Origin of the sequence: Achromobacter sp. AONIH1, from assembly GCF_002902905.1 — a bacterium.
In the GTDB taxonomy this organism is placed as follows: domain Bacteria; phylum Pseudomonadota; class Gammaproteobacteria; order Burkholderiales; family Burkholderiaceae_B; genus Achromobacter.
Genome location: NZ_CP026124.1, coordinates 3,682,648 through 3,704,470 on the forward strand (window position 1 = coordinate 3,682,648; position 21,823 = coordinate 3,704,470).

Below are 21,823 nucleotides of genomic sequence, written 5' to 3' on the forward strand. Positions count from 1 at the left end.
GGCGTCGGGTCTGGGCGGGTCGAGCCGGCTCGCGGCACGACCCGCCGCGTCATGCCGCGAGCCAGAACGTCCTTGTAGAATCGCCCCTCACCATGAACCTGAACCAACGCATCGCGGGCTATGGCCGCAAACTCTCCAAGACCGAGCGCCTGCTTGTCGACGAGATGCTGGCGCGTTATCCGCAAAGCCTGCTGGAATCCGCCACCGCGCTGGCACGGGCGGTGGGCACCAGCGCCTCGACCGTGGTGCGCCTGCTCGCCAAGCTGGGCTACGACAGCTATGCGCAGGCGCAGACCGAGGCGCGCGCGGAAGTCACCGCCCGGCTGGCCTCGCCGGGCGAGCGCGCCGACGCTATGGGCGCCGACGGCCACGGTGCGCGCGCCTGCCTGCACAACGCGCTGCTGCATGACCAGCACAATTTGCAGGCGACCTTCTCCACGGTGGATCCGGCGGTGTTCGAGGCCGCGGTGCGCGCGCTGACGCAACGCAAGGCGCGCGTGCACGTGCTGGGGCTGAGGCAGGCCGCGCCGCTGGCCGGCTACGCGGCGCTGTACCTGAACCTGTGCCTGCCGGCCGTGCGGCCGCTGGCCACGCAGGGGCCGTTGTTCCTGGAAGACCAGTTGCTATGGGTGGACGAACGCGACGTGCTGCTGGCCTTCACCTTCCGGCGCTACTCGGTGGCGGCGGCCAAGGCGCTGCGTGTGTTCCGCGAGCGCGGCGCGAAGGTGGTGCTGATCACCGACTCGGCTTCCGCGCCGGCCGCGCGTTGGGCCGACCAGGTGCTGGTGGCGCAGTGCTCCAGCGCCTCGCCGTTCGATTCCTACACCGCGCCGATGGCGCTGTGCAATGCCTTGCTGGCGGCGGTGGCGCAGCGCTGCAGGCAGCCGCTGGGCGAGGCGCTCGCGCGTGGCGAGGCCTTGTGGGACGCGCAATGGATACGCTCTTGAACGCCGGCGCCTGTTGGCCGCCGGGCCAGACTGTATGTATTTTCCCGTAAACTCCTACCAGATGTTGCCGGCGCGCTGCGCGCGCGGTTGCATGGCGGCATCTACTGAAGTGCCGTGGCAGGTTTTGTTGCGTTTATCACAATCGTGTGGCTTGCCTTGGCCCCCCTGGCAGTTACAGTGGGGGCGGATGACAACAACAAGGAGCGTTCCATGTTCGATTCTCTTCCCATGTTCCGCCGCGCCGGCCTGGCCGCCGCGACCATCAGCGTCGCCGGCCTGCTCTTCGCCGGCTGCACGACCACCACGCCGACTTCATCGGCCACGCCCGCCGAGCAGCGCAAGTCGCTCAGCAGCGCGGCCGACGAGACCTTGGGCAAGCTCTACCAGGCGTCGCCGCAGTCGAAGGAGTTGGTGGCGCGCGCCAAGGGCGTGCTGATATTCCCGGACGTGCTGAGCGGCAGCTTCATCATCGGCGCCGAGCACGGCAAGGGCGTGCTGCGCGTGGGCGGCGCCAATGCCGGCTACTACAGCACCACCGCCGGCTCGATCGGCTTCCAGGCCGGCGCGCAGTCCAAGGCCATGGTGTTGCTGTTCATGACGCAAGGCGCGTTGGACAAGTTCCGTAACAGCAGCGGTTGGACCGTTGGGGCCGACGCGACTGTCGCGGTGGTGGATATCGGCGCGAATGGCCGCATCGACACCAACACGGCGCAGCAGCCGGTGGTGGGCTTCGTGATGAACAATGGCGGGCTGATGGCCGGTGTGTCGCTGGCCGGCACGAAGATATCCAAGATCGACGGACTGTGATCCTTGACCGGCGCCATGGGCGCCGGACCGCCCGCGCTGCGCGGGCAGCAGCGGCCGGCTTTGCCGGCCGCTTTCCATTTCAAAGCATGGCGGCGTCGCCGCCCTGGCGCACGGCTTGCGCGCGCGCGATCTCGGCGGCTTCGATTTCAGGATCCAGGCCGCGCCAGCGCAGGATGCGGCCGCGCGATTCCTCGGGCTCCCATCCCAGCAGGCCGTAGCGCGTGATCTCGGTTTCGCCGGAGGCGAACTCCACTTCGAAATATCCCTGGCGGTCGGGCAGCGCGCCGCCGGGGAACCAGTCGGTTTCGGGCATGGTGTGCTCCTTGGGTGGCGTTGGGAAACGGCGCCTGCCGGCGGCGGGCGCCATGCGCCTTCATTGTGCGGGGCATGGCGGCATCCCGCAAGCCGCGCGGCGTATGGGTTTGCGCGGGTTTAGGCCAGCGGCACCGCGGTGGTGTAGAGCACCTGCTTGAGCGCGAAGCTGGAGCGGATGCTGGCCACGCCGGGGATGCGCGTGATGTGCTCGACGATCAGCCGTTCCAGCGCGTCCACGTCGGGCACCAGCGCGCGCACCAGGTAGTCGGCGTCGCCCGACATCAGGTAGCACTCCATGATCTCCGGCAGCACCGCGATCTCGCGCTCGAACACGTCCAGGGCGGCCTTGCGCTGCTTGTCCAGCGAGATCTGGATGAACACGTTGACCTTCAGGCCCAGCTTGCGCGCGTTCAGCAGCGTGACGCGGCGGTCGATCAGGCCCTCGGTTTCCAGGCGCCGCACCCGGGCCAGACAGGGCGAGGCCGACAGATTGACCCGGGCGGCCAGTTCCACATTGGTCAGGCGCGCGTCGCGCTGAAGTTCGTTCAGGATCCGGATGTCGGTGGCGTCCAGGTTGATGTCCAGCATGAATGACCTATGAAAAAGGGATAGTCGATTGGTTTGTGCTGAGTATGCCTGTGGTTGCGGTAAATTGAAGTCAATAATGCTGGGGTTAACCCTATAGACTTTCGCCTTCTTCGGCAAAAGGGCCGAGGCACGGAATAAACAGCGGTAAATCAGGCAGCAATGAGTCAGTACAGCAGCATGCGCGGTTTTCTGCCCCTGGTGGGCGCGGTGATGATCTGGGGCGGCAACTGGCCCGTCATGAAGCTGGGGCTGGACCACATGAGTCCGCTCTGGCTGGCGGCCAGCCGCTTCGGCTCGGCGGCGCTGATCAGCGCGCTGGTGTTGGGGCTGATGGGCCGGTTGCGGCCGCCGACGCGGCAGGAGTGGCCGCTGGTCGCCGGCGTGGCGCTGCTGCAGATGGGCGCGTTCACGGCGTTGGCGCTGTGGGCCTTGCAGTATGTGGCGCCCGGCCGCGCCTCGGTGATCGCCTACGCCACGTCGATCTGGGTCATCCCGCTGTCCGCGCTGGTGCTGAAGGAACGCCTTTCCGCCGCGCAGTGGCTGGCCACGCTGCTGAGCTACGCGGGCATCGGCGTGATCGTGGCGCCCGCTTTCAGCCCCTGGCAGGCGCACACGGTGATCGGGTTGGTCATGCTGCTGGGCGCCTCGTTCGCCTGGGCCTGCAACATCATCCAGCTGCGCGGCAATCGCCATGTGCGGCTGGGCGCCGACATGATTCCCTGGCAGACCGGCATCGCGACCGTGCCGCTGGCCGCGCTGGCTTGCCTGCGCGACGGCGCGCCGGCTTTCCTGGCCGTGCCGGACGCCTGGCCCGTGATCTTCTACACCGGGCCGCTGGCGACGGCGCTGACCTTCATCGTGGTGCTGGGCATGACGCAGAAGCTGCCGCCTGTGGCCACGTCCATCGCCATGCTGTGCGTGCCGGTGATTGGCCTGGTCGTGTCCTCGCTGGTATTCCACGAGCGCATCTCCGCCGATCTGGCCCTGGGCCTGGGACTCATCGCGCTCAGCGTGGCGGCCTCGGCGGTGGCCTCGCGGCTGAAGCGCCCGCTGGCGCTGCGCGCGTCATGAGGGCAGGGCTCGCCGCTGGCGCCGTGCTATCGTTGAACCCGGCGACAGCGAGTTTGAATCAGAGAGTACGGCATGGCATTGCATCGTTTCCAGAAGGGTGAATTGGGCCATTGGCTGCGCACGGTCGCGGACAATGCGCAGCCGGGCGCCGCGCAGGCGGAAATTCCCGCCGACATCGCCCAGGCGCTCCAGACCTTGCGCTGCATCGAGGCCGATGACGACGGCCGCTGGCGCATCACCGACAAGGGCCTGCTGGCCCTGCGCATGGAAGAGCCCGGCGCCATCCATCTGCGCTGACGCGGCGCGTCGGCGCGCGCCGAAATTCCAAAGAATCTTGCGAATGTTTTCCCGGAAGGCGGCAAGGCTGCGGCCTTTGCGCGCGCGCCCGCGCGGCATGCGGGAATCTCCTGAGATGGAATAGGCGATTTCGCGCCCCGTCGCGGTATCGCCGCGCGCGCGGCACCGGTAAGATGAACTCGCGTGACGTTTGCAGGTCTATTCATACGAGCGGGCTTTCTGCACCCGCCGCGTCACGCGTGGTTCACGCGTTTAGGTAACCGACTGGGAGGTAACACATGCAGCATCGTGACCAGGAAGTACTGATCGACGTTTCCACAGCGGCCATGGATACCGGCGGATATGGCGTATTGCTGACGGTAACGGCCGAGGGCGGCACCGAAGTGGATGCCGCATTTTCCCACTTGGGCAACTGCGCCTCGTTGGACGAGGCACGTGATCGCGCGGAACTGTTCGCGCAGAACTGGGTCGAGGAAAACATCTTCCGCTAGCGCGGAAACCATGCAGAAGGGAGTTCGTAGCCGTATCGGTCTGTGTGGTCATGGCGCTTGGCTATAGGCGCGGTGAAAAGAATGCAGCGAAAATTTCGGTTATCGTCGCTGCTCCATAACATGAGGCTCCGTTGGAGCCCGCGCCGTTCCAAGATGGCAGCCGCACAGACCAACTCCACGCTCGCAGCCGGCATTCGCGCGCTGCGCGCGCATTTCGATTCAGTGATCCTGCCCATGTGGATGGGACCGGGCTTCAACCAGGCGCTCGGGCTACCCTTCGAATCACTGGATGCCGCTTCCGGGAATCCGCTGCCCGCCGAACGTTATCGCGCGATGGCGTGCGCGCGCCAGCTCTACGTGTACGCCGAGGCGTCGGGGGCCGACGCGGCCGCGCATGCCGACCGCCTGTTCGAGTCCCTGTGCGCCCATTTCCAGGATGCGCGCGGCGGCTGGCGCTACAGCGTGGACGCGCAGGCGCGTCCGTTGGACGAGACCCAGGATCTCTATACCCACGCCTTCATCGTGTTCGCCTGCGCCGCGTATTTCCGGCGCTCGCGCAACGCCGGGGCGCGCAAGCTCATGCTGGGCGCGGCGGAAACCATCGAGGCCCGCTTCAAGCGGCCCGACGGTCTGTACGAAGCGGCTGTCGCTTCGGACTGGAGCCGCGCGCTGCGCGGCCCGGCCCAGAATCCCATGATGCATCTGACCGAAGCCTACCTGGCCGCCGCGCAGGTGGCCGAACCGGCGTTGTTCGCGCAGCGGCTGCGCGCGCTGGCGCAGGGCATCTCCCAGCATTTCGTGCATGCGCCCACGCAGTGCGTGTCCGAGGCGCCGCAGGGAACCCCGGACAACCGGCATGAACCCGGCCATCAGTTTGAATGGCTGTCCCTGGTGCGCGGCGCGACCGAAGTGTTTGACGGACTCGAACTGGCCGAGAGCCTGCCGCGCGCCGCGCAGTGGGCGCGCCGCCATGGCGTCGACGCCATGGGCGTGCGCGCCGCGCTGGCGGAAAACGGCGCGGTGCGCGACGACACTCGCCGCATCTGGGCGCAGGCGGAGTATCTGCGCATGCTGGCGGTGCTGGGCGAGCGCGAAGCGCTGGCCGGGGCGCTCGATGGCTTCCGCGCCCGGTTCCTGCATGCCGGCGGCTGGTACGAGTGCCTGGATGCTCAGGGAGCGGTGGCGCGCGGCGATATGCCGTCGACCTCGCCATACCACCTGGCGACCTGCCTGGCGGCGCTGTCAGAAGCGGGCTGATGCGTGCTGATGCGGGCCATATGGGGCCATATGGGGCTGATGTGGGGCTGATGTGGAGTGTGGCATCCACGTTGACTTCGTCGGAGCGGACCCGGCGATCCTGCGTAGCGCCTTGCGCGGATTGCGCTGACTGTCCGATTTCTGCACATATTTCCCACTCATTCTTGCTTCGTTAACAATTTTTTGCGAAGAACATTGGTGAAATCCCTTACAATTTCGTAACTAAGTTTGTGGGGAAGCATCAATGAGCGTTATGTGCTTGGCTTGCCAACGCATTAACCCTGGCCTGGCCGGCGTCGCGCCGCACGCGCAGCTCGGCCACCAAGGATTCACCAACCCGACGCAGCGTGGCCGCGAGGAAAGCCGCGAGGATCATTTCCGCTGCCTGAGCTGCGGCGCCAAATGGTTGCGCGAAACGGACAAATGGGGCGTGGACCTGGGCTTCAAGCTCGCGCCCTGATTTTCCACGGTGGCATCGAAGGAACCAGCCCCTTGCGAGGGGCTTTATCACGTCTGGCGGCCGCGCCGCAGGCGCGGCAGAGGGGGCGGGCGAGGAGCAGGGAGGCCTAGCCTCCTGCCGCCGCCACGTCCGGATCCGCGCCGGCGGTATCCAGCAGCCATTTCCTGAAGCAGGCCAGCGCGTAGTGGTCGCGCCGCTGTGGCGGCGCGCAGAGATGGTAGCCGCGGGCGATGCGCGCCTGCAGCCCGGGGAAGGGCGCGGCGACGCGGCCGGCCAGCAGATCATCGCGCACCAGGCAGCGCTGCAGCACGGCGATGCCCATGTCCGCCATCACGGCCCGCACCAGCAGCGAGACCTGATCGAAGCCGCTGGCCAGCTTCAGTCGCTCGCGCGGCGCGCCGACGGCGCTGAACCATTGCGCCCAGTTCTCCACGCCATTGCCGTGATAGAGCAGCGGCTCGCCCAGCAGGCCGGCGGGCGTGTCCCACATGCCTTGTGACCGCCGCGCGACCAGGCGCGCGGGATGGCAGATGACCACCATTTCGCGGCCGATCACGTAGTCGGCCTGCCAGCCGGGCCATTGGTCCCGCTCGCCCGAGAGAATGCTGGCGTCGGGCGTGGCGCCGGAAAAATCCTCGTCGCGCCGGTATGGCGCGAAGCTCAGCTGGATCTCGGGGTGACGCTGATGGAAGTCGGACAGGCGCGGCATCAGCCAGGCGCTGGCCAGCGTCGGCACGCTGGACAGCGTCAATTGCAGCCGGCGGTCCTGCGCGCGCAATCCGGCGCTCAGGGTTTCGATGGCGCGCAGCGGTTCCTGGGCGCCGTCATAGAGCTTGCGGCCAGTGTCGGTCAGCGTCAGACCGTGCGCGTTGCGGCGCATCAGCGGCTGGCCGAAATGCGCCTCCAGGCGCGAGATCGCCCGGCTGACCGCGCCCTGGGTCACGCACAGCGCCTCGGCGGCCTGGGTGAAGCTGCCCAGGCGGGCCGCCGTGACGAAGGCATGCAGCTCCGACATGGAAGGCGAATGCAGACGCATCGGGCGATCTCTTGCATGATCTTTGGTAATGAAGGCGTGCAATATAGTCGTTTGAAAGGCGACCGTAAAGTTCGGACACTGGCGGCCTGCAACGACCACGTCACTTTCCCGGAGTAGCCCTCATGTCCCGCCGCCTTTCCGGCCGGTTCGCGCGCGTCGCGCTCGCCGGCATCATCGCCACGCTGACCTTTGCCGGCGCCGCCCGCGCCGCCGACTATCCCACCCGGCCGATCAAGCTGGTGGTGCCCTTCGCCGCAGGCGGTTCCACTGACATCGTGGCGCGCCTGGTGGCCGAGTACGCAGGCCGCGACCTGAAGCAGACCATCGTGGTCGAGAACAAGGCCGGCGCCGGCGGCTCGCTCGGCATGGAGCAGGTCGCCCGCTCGACGCCGGATGGCTACACCATCGGCATGGCGACGATGAGCACGCACGGTTCCAACCCCGCCGTCTACCGCAAGATGAACTACGACCCGGTCAAGGACTTCGCGCCGATCGGCAACGTGCTGGCCGTGCCCAGCATCTTCGCGGTCAATCCGCAGATCCCGGTCAAGAACATGGCCGAGTTCGTGGCGCTGGCCAAGGCTTCGCCCGACAAGTACAGCTTCGCCTCGCCCGGCGTGGGTTCGCTGGGCCACGTGAACATCGAGAACTTCATGATGCTGGCCGGCATGAAGCTGCTGCACGTGCCGTATCGCGGCGCGGGTCCGGCGCTCAACGACGTGATGGGCGGCCAGGTGGACGCCATCACCGACAACCTGTCCTCGACCCTGCCGCAGGTCGCCGGCGGCAAGCTGCGCGCGTTGGCCGTGCTGGGCGCGCAGCGTTCGCCCTTGCTGCCGGACGTGCCCACCTACATCGAGCTGGGCTATCCCGATATGGGCACGGGCGGCTGGTTCGGCCTGGTGGCGCCGGCCGGCACGCCGCCGGCCGTGATCGAACGCCTGAACCAGGCGGTGCGCGCGGCGATGGATAATGCGGAATTCCGCAAGAAGGCGGAGGACGTGGGCGGCACGCTGATGCCGACCACACCGCAGGAGTTCCAGGCCCAGATCAACGAGGCCCTGGCCCGTTACGCCAAGGTGGCCAAGGCCGCCAACATCCAGGCAGACTGACGATGACGCAAGCCGATTTCCAGCCCGTATCCGTATTCGAACCCGCTGTCGCGGCGTTGCCGCTGGTCTGTGATTCGCCGCACAGCGGCGAGACGTATCCGGCGGATTTCGGTGCCGCGGCTTCGCTGGCGCAGCTGCGCCAGGGCGAGGACACGCATGTGGACGCGCTGTGGTCGGCGGCGCCAGCGCTGGGCGCGACCCTGGTCGCCGCCAATTTTCCGCGCGTGTACATCGATCCCAATCGCACGCTGCGCGACCTGGATCCCGAGCTGTTGGCCGAACCCTGGCCCGGGCCGCTGGAGCCCGGTGAAAAGACGCGATTGGGCAAGGGGTTGATCTGGCGCCGCATGGACAAGGCCACGCCGATCTACGACCGCAAGCTCACGCTCGCCGAGGTGCGCCATCGCATCCAGGCCTATTACGAGCCCTATCATGCGGCCCTGTCGCGCGCGATCGGCGATACCGTGCGGCGCTTCGGCGCCGTCTGGCACCTGAACCTGCATTCCATGCCCAACGACGCCTATGAGCGGCTGGGCCGGACCAGTCCGCATCCCTTGGCCGACTTCGTGCTGGGCGATCGCGACGGCAGTACGTGCGAACCGGCGTTCATCGCCCTGATCGAGACCGCCTTGCGCGCCAAGGGCTATACCGTTGCGCGCAACGATCCCTACAAGGGCGTGCAGCTGATCGCGCAGATCGGCCAGCCCGCGCTGAACCGTCACAGCCTGCAGGTCGAGATCCGCCGCCCGCTGTATATGGACGAGGCCAGCCGCGAGCGCAACGAAGGTTTCGAAGCGCTGCGCGCGGACCTGACCGACGTGCTGTCGCAAACCGCCGCCTATGTGCGCGAGCGCATCACCGCGACGGAATCGACAAAATAGAAAATACGCCGCGATGGCGGTTCCTCAAGGCGGCAAGAGCGGCGTTGACGCATGTCAACGCCGTTTTTATTGGCGCTGGCAAGATGGGTCCCCCTGTGCCAGCGGCGGCTGCTTAAGTTTCAGCCGCGTCCGCCGTTGTCGTAGGACAGCAGCGTGTCGCGGTGCGACCGCGCCATAAGAGACAAGGAACCGGCATGGCCGAGAAGATCATCAACGGATTTTCAGTGGTGGCGTATGCGACGCAACCCGAGGGACGCGTGCCCGCGCGCGCGTTTCTGGAGACGCGGCGCCTGCCCGTTAAACCGCCCAAGGACGCCGTGAAACCGTCCAAGGACGCCGCGAAGGCGCAGGCGGAAAAGGCGGCGCAGCAGGAAGGCGAAGAGCCGCAGGATCAGGCGCCCGAGCAGGAAGGGCCGCAGCCTTTCGAGATCTTCATCAGCCGGCGCTTTCGCAGCACGGTCGAGGCGATGTCGGCCGCGCGCAACGCGCTGGACCGCGTCAAGAGCGTGGACGCGGAAGGCGTGCCCGACCACCTGCCGGAGTAGGCCGCGCGCCGCGCCGGCGGCGTTGCCGCCGGCATTCCGATGGCGCCGCGCGCCACCGGTCACATATTGTTATCCCGACTTTGTATTTGTCCTGGCCCTTGGCGCAGACGGATGATGCCGCATGGCAAGCATCGCCATTCACAGTCTGCTCATAAGGAAGGTTGATGAATACGAAAGTCCACACGGGCGCGGACGGCGCCCGGGGTTTGTCGCGCGGCATATCCCGCCGCGCGCTGTTGCGCGCCGCCGGCGTCGCCGGCCTGGCCGCGCCGCTCGGCATGCTGGGTTCGCGCGTGCTGGCGGCCAATACCGCGCCGCGCACTTTCAAGATCGCGTGGAGCCAGACCGCCGTCTGCCAGTCGCCCGTGTCGGTGGCGCTGGAGCGCGGCTTTTTCGACAAGTACGGCCTGCGCGTCGAGCGCATCAACTTCAGCGGCTCGACCGATCAGCTGCTTGAAGCCATCGCCACCGGCCATGCCGATGGCGGCATCGGCATGGCGCTGCGCTGGCTCAAGCCGCTGGAGCAGGGCTTCGACGTCAAGCTGGCCGTCGGCACGCACGGCGGCTGCATGCGGCTGCTGACGCCGGCCGATTCGCCCATCAAGAGCGTGCAGGATCTGAAGGGCCGGCGCGTGGCCGTGTCGGACCAGGCCAGCCCGGTGAAGAACTTCTTCGCCATCCGCGTGGCGCAGCTGGGCCTGGATCCCGATCAGGTGGACTGGCGCCAGTATCCGCAGGACCTGTTCGGCGAAGTGCTGAGGAAGGGCGAGGTCGACGCCATCGCTGGCGACGATCCGCTCATCTACACGCTGCGCGAGGACAACAAGCTGCGCGAGATCGCCACCAATCTGGAAGGCGACTACGAGAACCGCACCTGCTGCGTGCTGGGCCTGCGCGGCGACCTGGTGCGCAAGGACCCGGAGGCCGCCGCCGCCATCACGCGCGCAGTGATCGACGCGCAGCGCTGGACCGCGTCCAATCCCGACGAGACCGCGCGCATCTTCGCGCCCTACGTGCCGGGCAAGGTGCCGGCCGAGCGCGTGGCGCAGATCCTGCGCAGCCACACGCACGGCCATGCCTCCACCGGCGCCGCGCTGCGCGAGGAAATCGTGGGCTACGCCAAGGATCTGAAGATCATCAAGGTCCTGAGCGCGAACCTGGACATCAACAAATACGCGCAAGCGGTGGTGCCCAATGTCCTCGGCTGACGCGGCGTTGGCCGCCAGCGCGGCGCGCGCTCCGGCGGGCGCCGCGCGCGCGCCGGGATGGCGCCTGTGGAAGACCGGCGCGGTCGCCGCCGCGCTGTGGGCCGGCGTGGGCGGGCTGACGCTGGGCCTGCCCAATATCGAGGTCGGCTTCACGTCCTGGAGCTATACGCGCGAGTTCGGCGTGGCGGCGCTGGCGCTGGCGGCCCTGTTGCTGCTGGCGGCGGTGTCGGGCCGCGAACAGGCCCGGCCGGCGCAGGCGCTGCGCCGCGCCGGACCGTGGTTCGCGGCGCTGGCGGTGGCCGTGGGCGGTTGGGAGCTGGCAACCGCCAAGCTGGCCCTGCTGCCCAGTCCCTTCTTCGCGCCGCCGCAATCGCTGATCGAGGTCTACGTCTCGGACTACAAGCGGCTCCTGGACAGCCTGATCAATTCGCTGTGGCTGCTGTTCAACGGTTTCGCGCTGGGCGCGGCGGCGGGCTTCCTGACCGGCGTGGCGATCGGCTGGTCGCGCGGGCTCGGCTACTGGGTGCATCCGGTGCTGCGTTTCCTGGGACCGGTGCCGTCGACCGCGCTTTTGCCGATGGCGTTCTACTTCTTTCCGTCCGGTTGGTCGGCGGCGGTGTTCCTGATCGCGCTGGCGACCTGGTTCCCCGTCACCGTGCTGACCTGGTCCGGCGTGGCGGGCGTGAACCGCGCCTACTACGACGTGGCGCGCACCATGGGCGCCAGCGAGTGGTTCCTGGTGCTGCGCGTGGCCATACCGGCGGCGTTGCCGCAGGTCTTCGTCGGCCTGTTCATGGGGCTGGGCGCGTCGTTCTCGGTGCTGGTGGCCGCCGAAATGATGGGCGTGAAATCCGGCCTGGGCTGGTATCTGTCCTGGGCGCAGGGCTGGGCGTCGTACGCCAATATGTACGGCGCGCTGATCGTGATGGCGCTGGTGTTCTCGGGCCTGATCACGCTGCTGTTCCTGGGGCGCGACCGCCTGCTCGCATGGCAGAAGGGAGTCGTCAAATGGTAGCCGTGGCGCAATCGGTTTCCCCGGCGCCGTCGGCGCATCCACCGGGATTCGGCGCTGCGGCGGGCGCGCCGGCGGCGCGCGGCGCGGCCCTGTCGGTGCGCGGCGTCAATCACCGCTTCGAGCTGGAAGGCGCGGCCCTGCCGGTGCTGGACAACATCGACCTGGATATCCAGCCGGGCGAGTTCGTGGCCCTGCTCGGTCCGAGCGGCTGCGGCAAGTCCACGCTGCTGCGTCTGGTCGCGGGACTGGAACCGCCAGCCGAGGGCGCGCTGCTGGCCGACGGCGAGCCCATCGCCGGTCCGTCGCCCTCGCGCATCGTGGTGTTCCAGGACCCCACGCTGTATCCCTGGCGCACGGTCCGGAACAACGTGGCGCTGGGCCTGCAGGCGCGCGGCCTGCTCAAGACCCAGGGCGCGCGCGTGGACGATGCCTTGCAGCGCGTCGGCCTGCAGGCCTTCGGCCAGGCTTATCCGCATCAGCTGTCCGGCGGCATGGCGCAGCGCGCGGCGCTGGCGCGCGCGCTGGTCAATGACCCGCGCATCCTGATCCTGGACGAGCCCCTGGGCAAGCTGGATTCGCTGACCCGCATCGCCATGCAGTCCGAGCTGGTGGACTTGTGGCAACGCGCGGGCTTCACCGCGCTGCTGGTGACGCACGACGTCGAGGAAGCGCTGTTCATGGCGACCCGCATCGTGGTGCTGAGCGAGCGGCCGGCGCGCATCAAGGACGAGATCGTCAATGACCTGCCGTATCCGCGTCATCGGGGCGATCCGAAGCTGGCGGCGTTGCGGCATCGCGCCTTGGCGCTGCTGGGCCTGGACGCGACGTGGTGAGTACCGTGGCGATGGCGCTGGCGGCCGCGGCGGCGCCAGCGGCCATGCTGGTCTGGTCGCGGGCCGCCCTGGCGGGCGCAGGCGGGGCGGGGCGCGCGCGGCTGGCATGGGCTTCGGCCTGGACGCTGGCCGGGGTGGCCGGGCTGGTGGCCTTGGGCTGGTCGCGGGCACAGGGCTTGCCGGGCCTGCTGGGTTCCCGCGCCGGACATCTGGCGCTGGCCTCGGGCGCGGCGCTGGCATTGGCCCTGGCCGCCGCATGGCTGTGGCGGCGCGAGGCGGATACGGATTCCCATGACGGCAAGCCGGCGCGTCGCGGCGCGGTGCTGGCCGCCGGCGCACTGGCCTTGCTGGCGCTGCTGCTGGGGCAGGGCTTCGCCTGGCAGGGCGGCGAGTCGCTGGCGGTGGCCCATTGGCCCTTTGCCTGGCGCTATGACGCGGACCTGCCGGTCAGCCCGCATACCTGGCGGCGGCTGGCCTGGGCCGGCGCGCAGATGGCGTCGGCCGTGCTGCTGGCCCTGGCGGCGTGGCGTTGGCGTCGCTGGCGCATCGCCCTGTCGCTGGCGGCCATCGCGCTGGGCGCGAGCGTCAGCTGGCCGCATCCGCGCATGCTGCTGACCGAGGCGCGGGCCACTTCCTACCAGCATTCGCCGCTGCCGTTCTCGGACCGGGAGCTGCTGCGCGGCGCGGCCTTGTACCAGGCGCACTGCGCGTCCTGCCACGGGGCGGGCGCGGACGGACGCGGCGTGCGCGCGGCCAGCCTGCCGCGCTGGCCCAGCGTGCTGGGTCCGGCCCTGTTCGACAACCGGCTGGAGGGCGAGCTGCACTGGCGCGTGGCGCATGGCGGCGACGCGCCGCAGGACGCCCCGGCCATGCCGGCCTTTGGCGCGGCGCTGAGCGACGACGACATCTGGCGCGTGCTGGACTATCTGCGGCTGCAGGCCTATGGCCTGAGCGGCGGGGCGGGCATGCCGGCGGTGCCGGCGCCGGCCGTGGCGCTGTCGTGCCGGGATGGCCGAGCGGCCTGGCTGACGGACCTGCGAGGCCTGCCCGTGCGGGTGCTGGCGCAGGCGCCGGGCGCCTCGCCCGAGCCACAGGACCCGCGCCTGCTGACCGTGGCCCTGAGCCGCGACGGCGCGCCGGTTGCCGACGCGGACTGCGTGGCGACGGGGCCGCAAGCCTGGGCCGCCTATGCGCTGGCGGCCGGCCTGCCCGAGGATGGGCTGGCCGGCGCGCAATTCATGGTGGACCGGCGCGGCTGGCTGCGCGCGCGCCGGCTGCCGGGCGCGGCGCCGGCCTGGACCAGCGCCGACAACGTCTGCGGCCCCGACGGCCGCATGGAGAACAGCTCGGCCCAGGGCCTGGGCGAGCTGCTGGGCGCTATGGACCGCAAGCCCATCCCCATTCCCGATATCCGGCGCGCTCCGCAAGGAGCGGGCCTTCCGGATGCGCGTCACGCGCATCGTTCCTGAGCAAGCACCGAGACAGAAGCCATGAGCAACCTGAACGAATACCTGGGCCAGAAACGCGAAGCCGTGCTGCGGCGCAATGCCCGCGATCCGCAGACCGTCGAGCCCGTGAAGCTGCGCGCGCAGGTGTCGGCCGAAGGCCGCAGCGGCGTGCGCCGCATCCGCATCCGCGATCATCAGGTGGTGAGCGACAGCCCCGCCGATTTCGCCGGTTACGACCTGGGCCCCAGTTCGCCCGAGCTGCTGCTCGGGTCGCTGGGCAGCTGCCTGACGCACATCTTCCTGATCAAGGCGGCCGAATTGCAGCTGCCGCTGGAGTCGCTGCAGGTGGAGATCGAGGGCGACCTGGATCCGCGCGGCGGCAAGCCGGGCTATGAGAACGTGCCGTTCTTCCCGCACAACATCCGCTACACCGCGCACATCGTGTCGCCCGCCGACGAGGCGCAAGTGCGCGCGGTGCACGAGGCGGTGGAGCAGTGGTGTCCCATCCTGAACCTGCTCAAGCGTCCGCAGCCGCTGGAGGGCAGCGTGCGGCACACGCGGCCGGCGACGCAGTAGACAGGGCCGGGAGCGGGGCGCGGAGCCGGGCGCGATCAGGGCGTGGGCCAGGGCGTGGGCCAGGGCGCTGGCCTGAGCGCGGGTTTGGGCGAGAGGGACCGGACGCTCAGGCCAGCCGGCTGCGCATCAGGATCTCGGTCAGCGCGCGGGTGGGCCGGTTGGGCGAGGGCGCCGCGATCACGATGAATTCCACCTGCGGCAGCGGCGGCAGCCGCTGCGCGCCGGCCGGCGGCGCGAGCCCGGCGGTGGACAGGTGCGACGGCTGCACCGTCACGCCCAGGCCGGCGCGCGCCGCCGCCTGGCAGCCGGCATAGCTGGTGCTGGTGCAGACGATCTGCCAGCTGCGTCCGGCGCGCGCCAGCGCGTCCAGCGCCAGCCCGCGCGTGACGCTGGGCTCGCGCAGCAGGATCAGCGGCAGCGGCGCGTCGGGATCCAGCGGCAGGCCTTCCTTGGCCTGCCACAGCAGCGCTTCCTTGTGCAGCGTCTGGCCGCGCCGGTCGCCGCGCCGGCGCTTGCCGATCATCACGTCCAGCGCGTTGTCGTCCAGCAGCTTGTACAGCTCGCTGGTGACGCCGATGCTGATGTCCAGCTCGACCTCGGGATGCGCCAGCCGGAAGGCGGCCAGCACGTCGGGCAGGGGCCCCAGCGCCAGGTCGTCGGAGGTGCCCAGCCGCACGCGGCCGCGCAGCCGGGGCGCGTCGAACAGGCGTTCGGCCCGTTCGTGGGCGTCCAGGATGATGCGCGCATGCACCAGCAGGCTGCGGCCGTCGCTGGTCAGCGCCAGCGTGTGGGTGTCGCGCACGAACAGCCGCCGGTTCAGCGCCTGCTCCAGCTGGCGCACGTGTTCGCTGACGGTGGGCTGGGTCAGGCCCAGCCGCCGCGCGGCCTCGGTGAAGCTGGGCGCGGCGGCCGCGGCGGCGAAGGTCTTGAGCCAGAGCGGATTGAGCATGGCGGCTGGTAATAGGAAATTCCGATGACAGTCAAAGTAATCAATGGGCTTCACGATGGCAAGAGGCGCGCCTATAGTGGCCGGGAACTGTCCTGGAACTTCCGCCATGCGCCGCTTTCTGCCCGATGCCTTCACCCTCACGCTGATCGCCACCGTGATCCTGGCCAGCGTGTTTCCCGCCGTGGGCCAGGGGGCGTCGTTCATGCTGGTCGCCAGCAACGTGGCGATCTCGCTGCTGTTCTTCCTGCATGGGGCGCGGCTGTCCACCGACGCCATCGTGGCGGGCGTGAAGGACCTGCGCCTGCATGCCCTGATCCTGGGCTGCACCTTCGTGCTGTTCCCGCTGCTGGGACTAGGGCTGCGCGCGCTGTTCCCGGGGCTGCTGACGCCGGGGCTGTGGCTGGGCGTGCTGTTTGTCTGCACGCTGTCCTCCACGGTGCAGTCGTCCATCGCCTTCACGTCCATGGCGCGCGGCAACGTGCCCGGCGCCATCTGCGCGGCCACCGCTTCGAACCTGCTGGGCACGGTGCTGACGCCGCTGCTGGTGGCCGTGCTGCTGCACCGCCAGGGCGGCGGTCACGGGCTGGCCGACGCCGGCCGCATCCTGCTGCAATTGCTGCTGCCGTTCGCGTTGGGTAGCCTGCTGCGACCCTGGATCGGCGCCTGGGCCCAGCGCAACAGCCGCGTGCTGTCCAAGGTGGACCGAAGCTCGATCCTGCTGGCCGTCTACACCGCCTTCAGCGAAGCGGTGGCGCAGGGCATCTGGCACGCCTTTCCGCCGCTGGACCTGGCCACCATGGTGCTGGTCAACGCGGTATTGCTGGGCGCAGTGCTGCTGATCACCACCTGGGGCGCGCGCCGGCTGGGCCTGTCCAAGGAGAACGAGATCACGCTGGTGTTCTGTGGCTCGAAGAAATCGCTGGCCTCGGGCATTCCGCTGGCGACCGTGCTGTTCGGCACGTCGCAGATGGGCATCGTGGTGCTGCCCCTGATGATCTTCCACCAGATGCAGCTGATGGTCTGCGCGGTGCTGGCGCGGCGCTATGCCGACCGGGAAGCGCCGGCGGCAGGCGACGCGGCGCCGGCCCGGGTCTGACGCGGCCCGGGCCTGGAGCCGGCCTCGCCGTATGGCCCCCGAGCCAGGGACAGCACACCAGCCGTCCTGCGGCCAGGGACGGCCCGCGCTCAGGCGGCGTCCAGCGGGCGGATCTTGCCGGCGGGGCGCCAATAGACCGCGCCGTCGCGTTCCTGCACATCCAGCGCCGTGAGGCGGCCGTTCTTGCAGGGGCCGCCCACGCACAGGCCGGTGTCGGGCTGGTAGGTGGCGCCGTGGCGCGCGCACATGATGAGGTCGCCCGCGCGGGTGAAGAAGCTGCCTTCCCAGTCCAGTTCCACGCCCACGTGGGCGCAACGGTTCAGGTAGCCGTGCACGCGGTCCTGGTAGCGCACGAAGAAGGCCGTGGTCTGGCCGGCGGCATCGTGCACCGGCACTTTCACGCCCAGGCCGCCGTTCACCAGGTCGGCGGCGCTACAGACGAGGACTTCGGGGGCGGCGGGGGATTCCTGCATGGCGGGGCCTTGGATTCAAAGGGGGCGATCTTCGGACAGTGGGGGAGGGCTTGTCAATCCGCCGGGCTTCGCAGCTGCCGCGCCCACATGCCGGCGTAGACGCCGTCGCGCGCCAGCAGTTCCTGGTGGCGGCCGCGCTCGACCACCAGGCCATCGGCCAGCACGATGATCTCGTCGGCGTCGGCCACGGTCGACAGCCGGTGCGCGATGATGAGCGTGCTGCGACCCTGGCTGACTTCGCGCAGGTTGGCCTGGATCTCGCGCTCGGTGTGGGTGTCCAGCGCGCTGGTGGCTTCGTCGAACAGGAACACGGCGGGATTCTTGAGCAGCGTGCGGGCGATGGCCACGCGCTGCTTCTCGCCGCCGGACAGCTTCAGCCCGCGTTCGCCCACCATGGTGCCGTAGCCGTCGGGCATGGCCATGATCAGGTCGTGCACATGGGCCAGTCGCGCGGCGGCCTCGATCTCGGCGTCGCTGGCGCCGGGGCGGCCGTAGCCGATGTTGTAGCGGATGGTGTCGTTGAACAGCACCGTGTCCTGCGGCACCACGCCGATGGCGGCGCGCACGCTCTGCTGGGTGACTTCGCGCAGGTCCTGGCCGTCGATCAGGATGGCGCCGGCGTCGGCGTCGTAGAAGCGGAACAGCAGGCGCGCGATGGTGGACTTGCCCGCGCCGGACGGGCCGACCACGGCCACGGTCTTGCCGGCCGGAATGCGGAAGCTGACGCCCTTCAGGATCGGCCGGCGCTCGTCGTAGCCGAAACGCACGTCGCGGAATTCGACTTCGGCGCCGGACACGGCCAGATCGCGCGCGCCGGGCCGGTCGGCGATCTCGCGATCCTGGTCCAGCAGCTCGAACATGCGCTCCATGTCGATGATGGCCTGCTTGATCTCGCGGTAGATGAAGCCGAAGAAGCTCAGCGGCGAATACAGCTGCAGCAGGTAGGTGTTGACCAGCACGAAGTCGCCCAGCGTGTAGCGGCCCTCGGCGATGCCCTGGGCGGCCATCCACATGACCAGCGTCAGGCCCGCGGAAATGATGGCGGCCTGGCCGATGTTCAGGATCGACAGGCTGACCTGGCTGCGCACGGCGGCGCGCTCGTAGCGGCTGAGCGAGGCGTCGAAGCGCCGCGCCTCGTGCTCCTCGTTGCCGAAGTACTTGACCGTCTCGTAGTTCAGCAGGCTTTCGATGGCCTTGGTGTTGGCCTCGGAGTCGGTCTCGTTCATCTGGCGGCGGAACTTGGCTCGCCATTCGGTGACCAGCAGCGTGTAGGCGATGTACAGCGTGACCGTGGCGCCGGTGGCCAGCGCCAGCCAGCCGTCGAACATGCGCCACAGCACCACGCAGACCAGTCCGATCTCGAAGAACGTGGGCAGGATGTTGAACAGCAGGAAGGACAGCAGGGTCTGGATGCCCTTGGTGCCGCGTTCGATGGCGCGGTTCAGCCCGCCGGTCTGGCGCGCCAGGTGAAAGCGCAGCGCCAGCCCATGCAGGTGGCGGAAGATCTGCAGCCCGACGGCGCGGATGGCGTGCTGGCCGACGCGGGCGAAGATGGCGTCGCGCAGTTCGGAGAAGATCAGCGACAGCACCCGCGCCCCGCCGTAGGCCAGGATCAGGCCCAGCGGCACGGCGACCGCGCCGGGCGCGCCCTGGCCCAGCGCGTCGACCGCGTGCTTGTACAGCACCGGCACGTAGACGGTCGCGGCCTTGGCCGCGAACAGACAGAGCAGGGCGATGACCACGCGCGCCTTCAGGCCGGGGCGTCCGGGCGGCCATAGATAGGGGAACAGGGTGCGCAGGGTGGAAAAGCCGTTGCGGCCCTGGGGCCGCGTGGGGGTGGCAGGCATGAGCAGATGGAATAGGTGGTGGGCGCGAGAGGCGGGTCGGAGCCGCCAGCGCGGCGCCGGCCGACTTGCGGCGGCCGGGTTCAGGGCGCCATTATCGGACAGCGGCGCTATTATCTGCCTGAAAACCCTGGGGTCGGCCTGCTATTCCAGGGCATCGCGATCCAGCATCGCATCGCGGGCGCAGCGCGACGGGCCCGCATTCCTTGTGTTACAGACCAGGGGCTCCGCCCGGCTGCGGTTCCTGGTCGCGCGGCCGGGCCGCCAGGGCGGCGCCGCGAATCATGGAGGGGTTTATGTCGAAAGTACCCGCAGTCAAATTGAACGACGGGAACAGGATTCCGCAGTTGGGCCTGGGCGTGTGGCAAGTGCCGGACGAGCAGGCCGCCGCCAGCGTCAAGGAAGCGCTGGCCGCCGGCTACAGGTCCGTGGACACGGCCGCGATTTACCAGAACGAGGAAGGCGTGGGCGCGGGGCTGCGCGCGGCCGGCGTTGCTCGCAAGGACCTGTTCATCACCACCAAGCTGTGGAACGACAAGCACGGCTACGACGACGCCCACGCGGCGATGGACGAGAGCCTGCGCAAGCTGGGCCTGGCCTATGTCGACCTGTACCTGATCCACTGGCCGGTGGCCGGCAGCGACAAGTTTCTGGAAGCCTGGCGCGCGATGATCGAGATGAAGCAGGACGGCCGCGCGCGCTCGATCGGCGTGTCGAACTTCACCGAGGCCAACCTGAGCCGGTTGATCAAGGATTCCGGCGTGACGCCGGCGGTGAACCAGATCGAGCTGCATCCCGGATTCGCGCAGCGCGAGCTGCGCGCCTTCCATGAGCGCCACGGCATCGCCACCGAATCCTGGAGCCCGCTGGCCCAGGGCAAGGCGGTACAGGAAAAGGTGATCCAGGAACTGGCGCGCAAGCATGGCAAGACGCCGGCGCAGATCACGCTGCGCTGGCACCTGCAGAGCGACCTGATCGTGATTCCGAAGTCGGTCACGCCGGCGCGCATCCGCGAGAACATCGACGTGTTCGATTTCGAGCTGTCGCGGGCCGACATGGACGCCATCGACGGCATCGTCGAGGGCGCGCGGTTGGGCCCGGATCCGGAGCGCTTCGGCAAATGAGCGATGCGCGCCCGGCCTGGGCCGGGCGCGGCTGCGCGGGCAGGAGCGCGCGTCAGCGTTCCAGCGGGAAGGCCCAGTAGCGCACGATCACGCCCAGCAGGATGGTCAGCGCCGTCCAGGAAGCCCAGTGCCAGCCGCCGGTGCCCAGCAGCGCGGCCAGCAGGCCGAACACGCTCAGCAACCCCAGCACGATGGGCGCGCCCCAGACGAACATGAAACCGCGATTCTGCTTGCTCATGCGGGCGTCCTTTGCACGGCGGCCGCCGCTTCGTGCCGGCGCATCAGGTCGGCGATGCGCGCTTCGGTGGCGCGGCGTCGCGCCAGCCACAGGTACAGGCCGCTGACCAGCACCACGATGGTGATCAGGTCGAGCAGGGCCCAGATGATCTTCAGCGGCATGCCGCCGTAGTCGCCGAAATGCAGCGGACGCGACAGCTCCAGCGCGGTCAGGTACCAGGGCATGCGGGCCACGGTGGTGAGCGCGCCGGTCGCGCCGTCCACCAGCACCGGCGTGTTCAGGCGCGAGGTGAGCGGGGTGTCGCCGCGCATCCACACCAGGTAGTGGTGAGGGCTGCCGTAGGCGTTGCCGGGAAAGGCGATGAAGGAAATCTCGGTGCCGGGCATGGCCTGGCGCGCGGTATCGGCCGCCGCCTGCACCGAGGCCAGCTCGGCGGGAATGCCCTGGCCCTTGTAGGGCTCCAGGATGCCGACCAGCTCGGTGGACTGCCACAGGCGGAACAGCGGCGTGGACAGCTCGTTGACCACGCCCGTCAGTCCCACCACGAAGGCCCAGACCAGCGTGACGATGCCCAGCAGGTTGTGCAGGTCCAGCCATTTGAGCCGGGTCGAGCGCGAGGCGCGCACCGTGCCGAATTCGAGTTTCTTCATGAACGGACCGTACAGCACCACGCCCGACACGATGGCCACGCAGAACAGCAGGCCCATGAAGCCCAGGAACAGCTCGCCCGGCAGGCTGGCGAACAGGTCCACATGCAGCGACAGCATGATGCCCATGAAGGAAAAGCGGTCCTGCGAGTAGAGTGGGCCGTCCAACAGCACGTCGCCGGTGCGCGCGTCCATGCGCACGGCGTGGCCGGAAGCCAGGCCGTCGCCCGGCTTCTTGGCCATGCCGACGAAGGCCTGCGGCTCGTCCGGATCGAAGGACAGGTAGTCGACCACTTCGGCGGGGTACATGGAGCGGGCCTGGGCCACCAGCTTGTCGAAGTTGGCGCGCGGCGTGCCGGCGGGCACGTCCGACAAGGGCTTGCCGTCATCCAGCCAATGCTCGATCTCGTGGTGGAACACCAGCGGCAGGCCGGTCAGGCAGATGATCAGCAGGAACGCCGTACAGATCAGGCTGGTCCATTTGTGGACCACATACCAGGTTTTGATGGTGGAGGCGGAGGCCATGGGATGGGGGACGGCGGAGGGCCGCAAGCGCGGCCCTCGG

General features: G+C 69.0%; 25 protein-coding genes. 17 read left to right on the forward strand and 8 right to left on the reverse strand.

All coding sequences use genetic code 11. The annotated features are described in order from the left end of the window. Positions 1 to 92: 92 nt before the first annotated feature. A complete protein-coding gene (locus tag C2U31_RS16955) occupies positions 93 to 947 on the forward strand; it encodes a MurR/RpiR family transcriptional regulator (protein WP_103273823.1) in 855 nt (284 codons plus the stop codon). A 210-nt stretch (positions 948 to 1,157) separates the two neighbouring features. Continuing rightward, the gene (locus C2U31_RS16960) at positions 1,158 to 1,754 is read left to right on the forward strand and encodes a YSC84-related protein (protein ID WP_103273824.1); all 597 of its coding nucleotides are present in this window, start codon (positions 1,158 to 1,160) and stop codon (positions 1,752 to 1,754) included. Between the two features lie 79 nt (positions 1,755 to 1,833). Here C2U31_RS16960 and C2U31_RS16965 read toward each other — a convergent pair whose 3' ends face one another. Both C2U31_RS16965 and C2U31_RS16970 read right to left on the reverse strand, forming a co-directional pair. Next, positions 1,834 to 2,067, reverse strand: a complete 234-nt coding sequence (locus C2U31_RS16965) for a hypothetical protein (protein ID WP_103273825.1) — start codon at positions 2,065 to 2,067, stop codon at positions 1,834 to 1,836. 119 nt (positions 2,068 to 2,186) lie between these two features. Beyond that, positions 2,187 to 2,657, reverse strand: a complete 471-nt coding sequence (locus C2U31_RS16970; protein ID WP_103273826.1) for an Lrp/AsnC family transcriptional regulator — start codon at positions 2,655 to 2,657, stop codon at positions 2,187 to 2,189. A 159-nt stretch (positions 2,658 to 2,816) separates the two neighbouring features. Between C2U31_RS16970 and C2U31_RS16975 the strand changes: the two genes are divergently transcribed. The 5 genes from C2U31_RS16975 (at position 2,817) to C2U31_RS16995 (ending at position 6,233) form a co-directional block, all read left to right on the forward strand. Then, the gene (locus C2U31_RS16975; protein WP_103273827.1) at positions 2,817 to 3,728 is read left to right on the forward strand and encodes a DMT family transporter; all 912 of its coding nucleotides are present in this window, start codon (positions 2,817 to 2,819) and stop codon (positions 3,726 to 3,728) included. Between the two features lie 72 nt (positions 3,729 to 3,800). After that, a complete protein-coding gene (locus C2U31_RS16980; protein ID WP_103273828.1) occupies positions 3,801 to 4,025 on the forward strand; it encodes a hypothetical protein in 225 nt (74 codons plus the stop codon). A gap of 278 nt (positions 4,026 to 4,303) precedes the next feature. Further along, positions 4,304 to 4,516 (forward strand): hypothetical protein, encoded by a 213-nt coding sequence (locus tag C2U31_RS16985; RefSeq protein WP_103273829.1) that lies wholly within the window; start codon positions 4,304 to 4,306, stop codon positions 4,514 to 4,516. A gap of 153 nt (positions 4,517 to 4,669) precedes the next feature. Beyond that, entirely contained in the window at positions 4,670 to 5,773 is a 1,104-nt protein-coding gene (locus C2U31_RS16990) for an AGE family epimerase/isomerase (RefSeq protein WP_103273830.1), read from the forward strand. 244 nt (positions 5,774 to 6,017) lie between these two features. Beyond that, the gene (locus C2U31_RS16995) at positions 6,018 to 6,233 is read left to right on the forward strand and encodes a hypothetical protein (protein WP_103273831.1); all 216 of its coding nucleotides are present in this window, start codon (positions 6,018 to 6,020) and stop codon (positions 6,231 to 6,233) included. 106 nt (positions 6,234 to 6,339) lie between these two features. On the opposite strand, the gene C2U31_RS17000 is transcribed toward C2U31_RS16995, so the two are convergent. Continuing rightward, on the reverse strand, positions 6,340 to 7,269 hold the full coding sequence (locus C2U31_RS17000) for a LysR substrate-binding domain-containing protein (RefSeq protein ID WP_103273832.1): 930 nt from the start codon (positions 7,267 to 7,269) through the stop codon (positions 6,340 to 6,342). Positions 7,270 to 7,391: 122 nt separating this feature from the next. On the opposite strand from C2U31_RS17000, the gene C2U31_RS17005 reads away from it, so the two are divergent. The 8 genes from C2U31_RS17005 (at position 7,392) to C2U31_RS17040 (ending at position 14,887) form a co-directional block, all read left to right on the forward strand. Next, the gene (locus C2U31_RS17005; RefSeq protein WP_103273833.1) at positions 7,392 to 8,381 is read left to right on the forward strand and encodes a tripartite tricarboxylate transporter substrate binding protein; all 990 of its coding nucleotides are present in this window, start codon (positions 7,392 to 7,394) and stop codon (positions 8,379 to 8,381) included. 2 nt (positions 8,382 to 8,383) lie between these two features. Beyond that, positions 8,384 to 9,262 (forward strand): N-formylglutamate amidohydrolase, encoded by an 879-nt coding sequence (locus C2U31_RS17010; protein WP_103273834.1) that lies wholly within the window; start codon positions 8,384 to 8,386, stop codon positions 9,260 to 9,262. Between the two features lie 194 nt (positions 9,263 to 9,456). Continuing rightward, on the forward strand, positions 9,457 to 9,807 hold the full coding sequence (locus C2U31_RS17015; RefSeq protein WP_103273835.1) for a hypothetical protein: 351 nt from the start codon (positions 9,457 to 9,459) through the stop codon (positions 9,805 to 9,807). 164 nt (positions 9,808 to 9,971) lie between these two features. Next, a complete protein-coding gene (locus C2U31_RS17020; protein WP_103273836.1) occupies positions 9,972 to 11,015 on the forward strand; it encodes an ABC transporter substrate-binding protein in 1,044 nt (347 codons plus the stop codon). Next, the gene (locus C2U31_RS17025; RefSeq protein WP_103273837.1) at positions 11,002 to 12,030 is read left to right on the forward strand and encodes an ABC transporter permease; all 1,029 of its coding nucleotides are present in this window, start codon (positions 11,002 to 11,004) and stop codon (positions 12,028 to 12,030) included. Before C2U31_RS17020 ends, C2U31_RS17025 begins: the two co-directional genes overlap by 14 nt. Then, positions 12,024 to 12,863 carry an ABC transporter ATP-binding protein gene (locus C2U31_RS17030; RefSeq protein ID WP_233772408.1) on the forward strand — a complete coding sequence of 280 codons (840 nt, stop codon included), beginning with the start codon at positions 12,024 to 12,026 and terminating at the stop codon, positions 12,861 to 12,863. Before C2U31_RS17025 ends, C2U31_RS17030 begins: the two co-directional genes overlap by 7 nt. After that, positions 12,860 to 14,332: a cytochrome c gene (locus tag C2U31_RS17035; RefSeq protein WP_233772409.1), complete on the forward strand. Its 1,473-nt coding sequence runs from the start codon at positions 12,860 to 12,862 to the stop codon at positions 14,330 to 14,332. Before C2U31_RS17030 ends, C2U31_RS17035 begins: the two co-directional genes overlap by 4 nt. A 21-nt stretch (positions 14,333 to 14,353) precedes the next feature. Then, on the forward strand, positions 14,354 to 14,887 hold the full coding sequence (locus C2U31_RS17040; protein WP_103273839.1) for an OsmC family protein: 534 nt from the start codon (positions 14,354 to 14,356) through the stop codon (positions 14,885 to 14,887). Between the two features lie 106 nt (positions 14,888 to 14,993). On the opposite strand, the gene C2U31_RS17045 is transcribed toward C2U31_RS17040, so the two are convergent. Then, positions 14,994 to 15,836 carry a LysR substrate-binding domain-containing protein gene (locus C2U31_RS17045; RefSeq protein ID WP_103273840.1) on the reverse strand — a complete coding sequence of 281 codons (843 nt, stop codon included), beginning with the start codon at positions 15,834 to 15,836 and terminating at the stop codon, positions 14,994 to 14,996. A gap of 106 nt (positions 15,837 to 15,942) precedes the next feature. Here C2U31_RS17045 and C2U31_RS17050 point away from each other — a divergent pair, with 106 nt between their 5' ends. Beyond that, positions 15,943 to 16,932, forward strand: coding sequence for a bile acid:sodium symporter family protein (locus C2U31_RS17050; protein WP_103273841.1), 990 nt, complete (start codon positions 15,943 to 15,945; stop codon positions 16,930 to 16,932). Positions 16,933 to 17,021: 89 nt separating this feature from the next. Here the strand turns inward: C2U31_RS17050 and C2U31_RS17055 are convergent, their stop codons facing one another. Both C2U31_RS17055 and C2U31_RS17060 read right to left on the reverse strand, forming a co-directional pair. Next, positions 17,022 to 17,405, reverse strand: a complete 384-nt coding sequence (locus C2U31_RS17055) for a Rieske 2Fe-2S domain-containing protein (protein ID WP_103273842.1) — start codon at positions 17,403 to 17,405, stop codon at positions 17,022 to 17,024. Positions 17,406 to 17,458: 53 nt separating this feature from the next. Next, positions 17,459 to 19,252 carry an ABC transporter ATP-binding protein/permease gene (locus tag C2U31_RS17060; RefSeq protein ID WP_199770837.1) on the reverse strand — a complete coding sequence of 598 codons (1,794 nt, stop codon included), beginning with the start codon at positions 19,250 to 19,252 and terminating at the stop codon, positions 17,459 to 17,461. Positions 19,253 to 19,545: 293 nt separating this feature from the next. Between C2U31_RS17060 and C2U31_RS17065 the strand changes: the two genes are divergently transcribed. Then, on the forward strand, positions 19,546 to 20,373 hold the full coding sequence (locus C2U31_RS17065) for an aldo/keto reductase (protein ID WP_103273843.1): 828 nt from the start codon (positions 19,546 to 19,548) through the stop codon (positions 20,371 to 20,373). A 52-nt stretch (positions 20,374 to 20,425) separates the two neighbouring features. Here the strand turns inward: C2U31_RS17065 and C2U31_RS17070 are convergent, their stop codons facing one another. After that, positions 20,426 to 20,611 carry a hypothetical protein gene (locus C2U31_RS17070; RefSeq protein ID WP_103273844.1) on the reverse strand — a complete coding sequence of 62 codons (186 nt, stop codon included), beginning with the start codon at positions 20,609 to 20,611 and terminating at the stop codon, positions 20,426 to 20,428. Further along, on the reverse strand, positions 20,608 to 21,783 hold the full coding sequence (locus C2U31_RS17075; RefSeq protein WP_103273845.1) for a PepSY domain-containing protein: 1,176 nt from the start codon (positions 21,781 to 21,783) through the stop codon (positions 20,608 to 20,610). Before C2U31_RS17075 ends, C2U31_RS17070 begins: the two co-directional genes overlap by 4 nt. Positions 21,784 to 21,823: the final 40 nt, after the last annotated feature.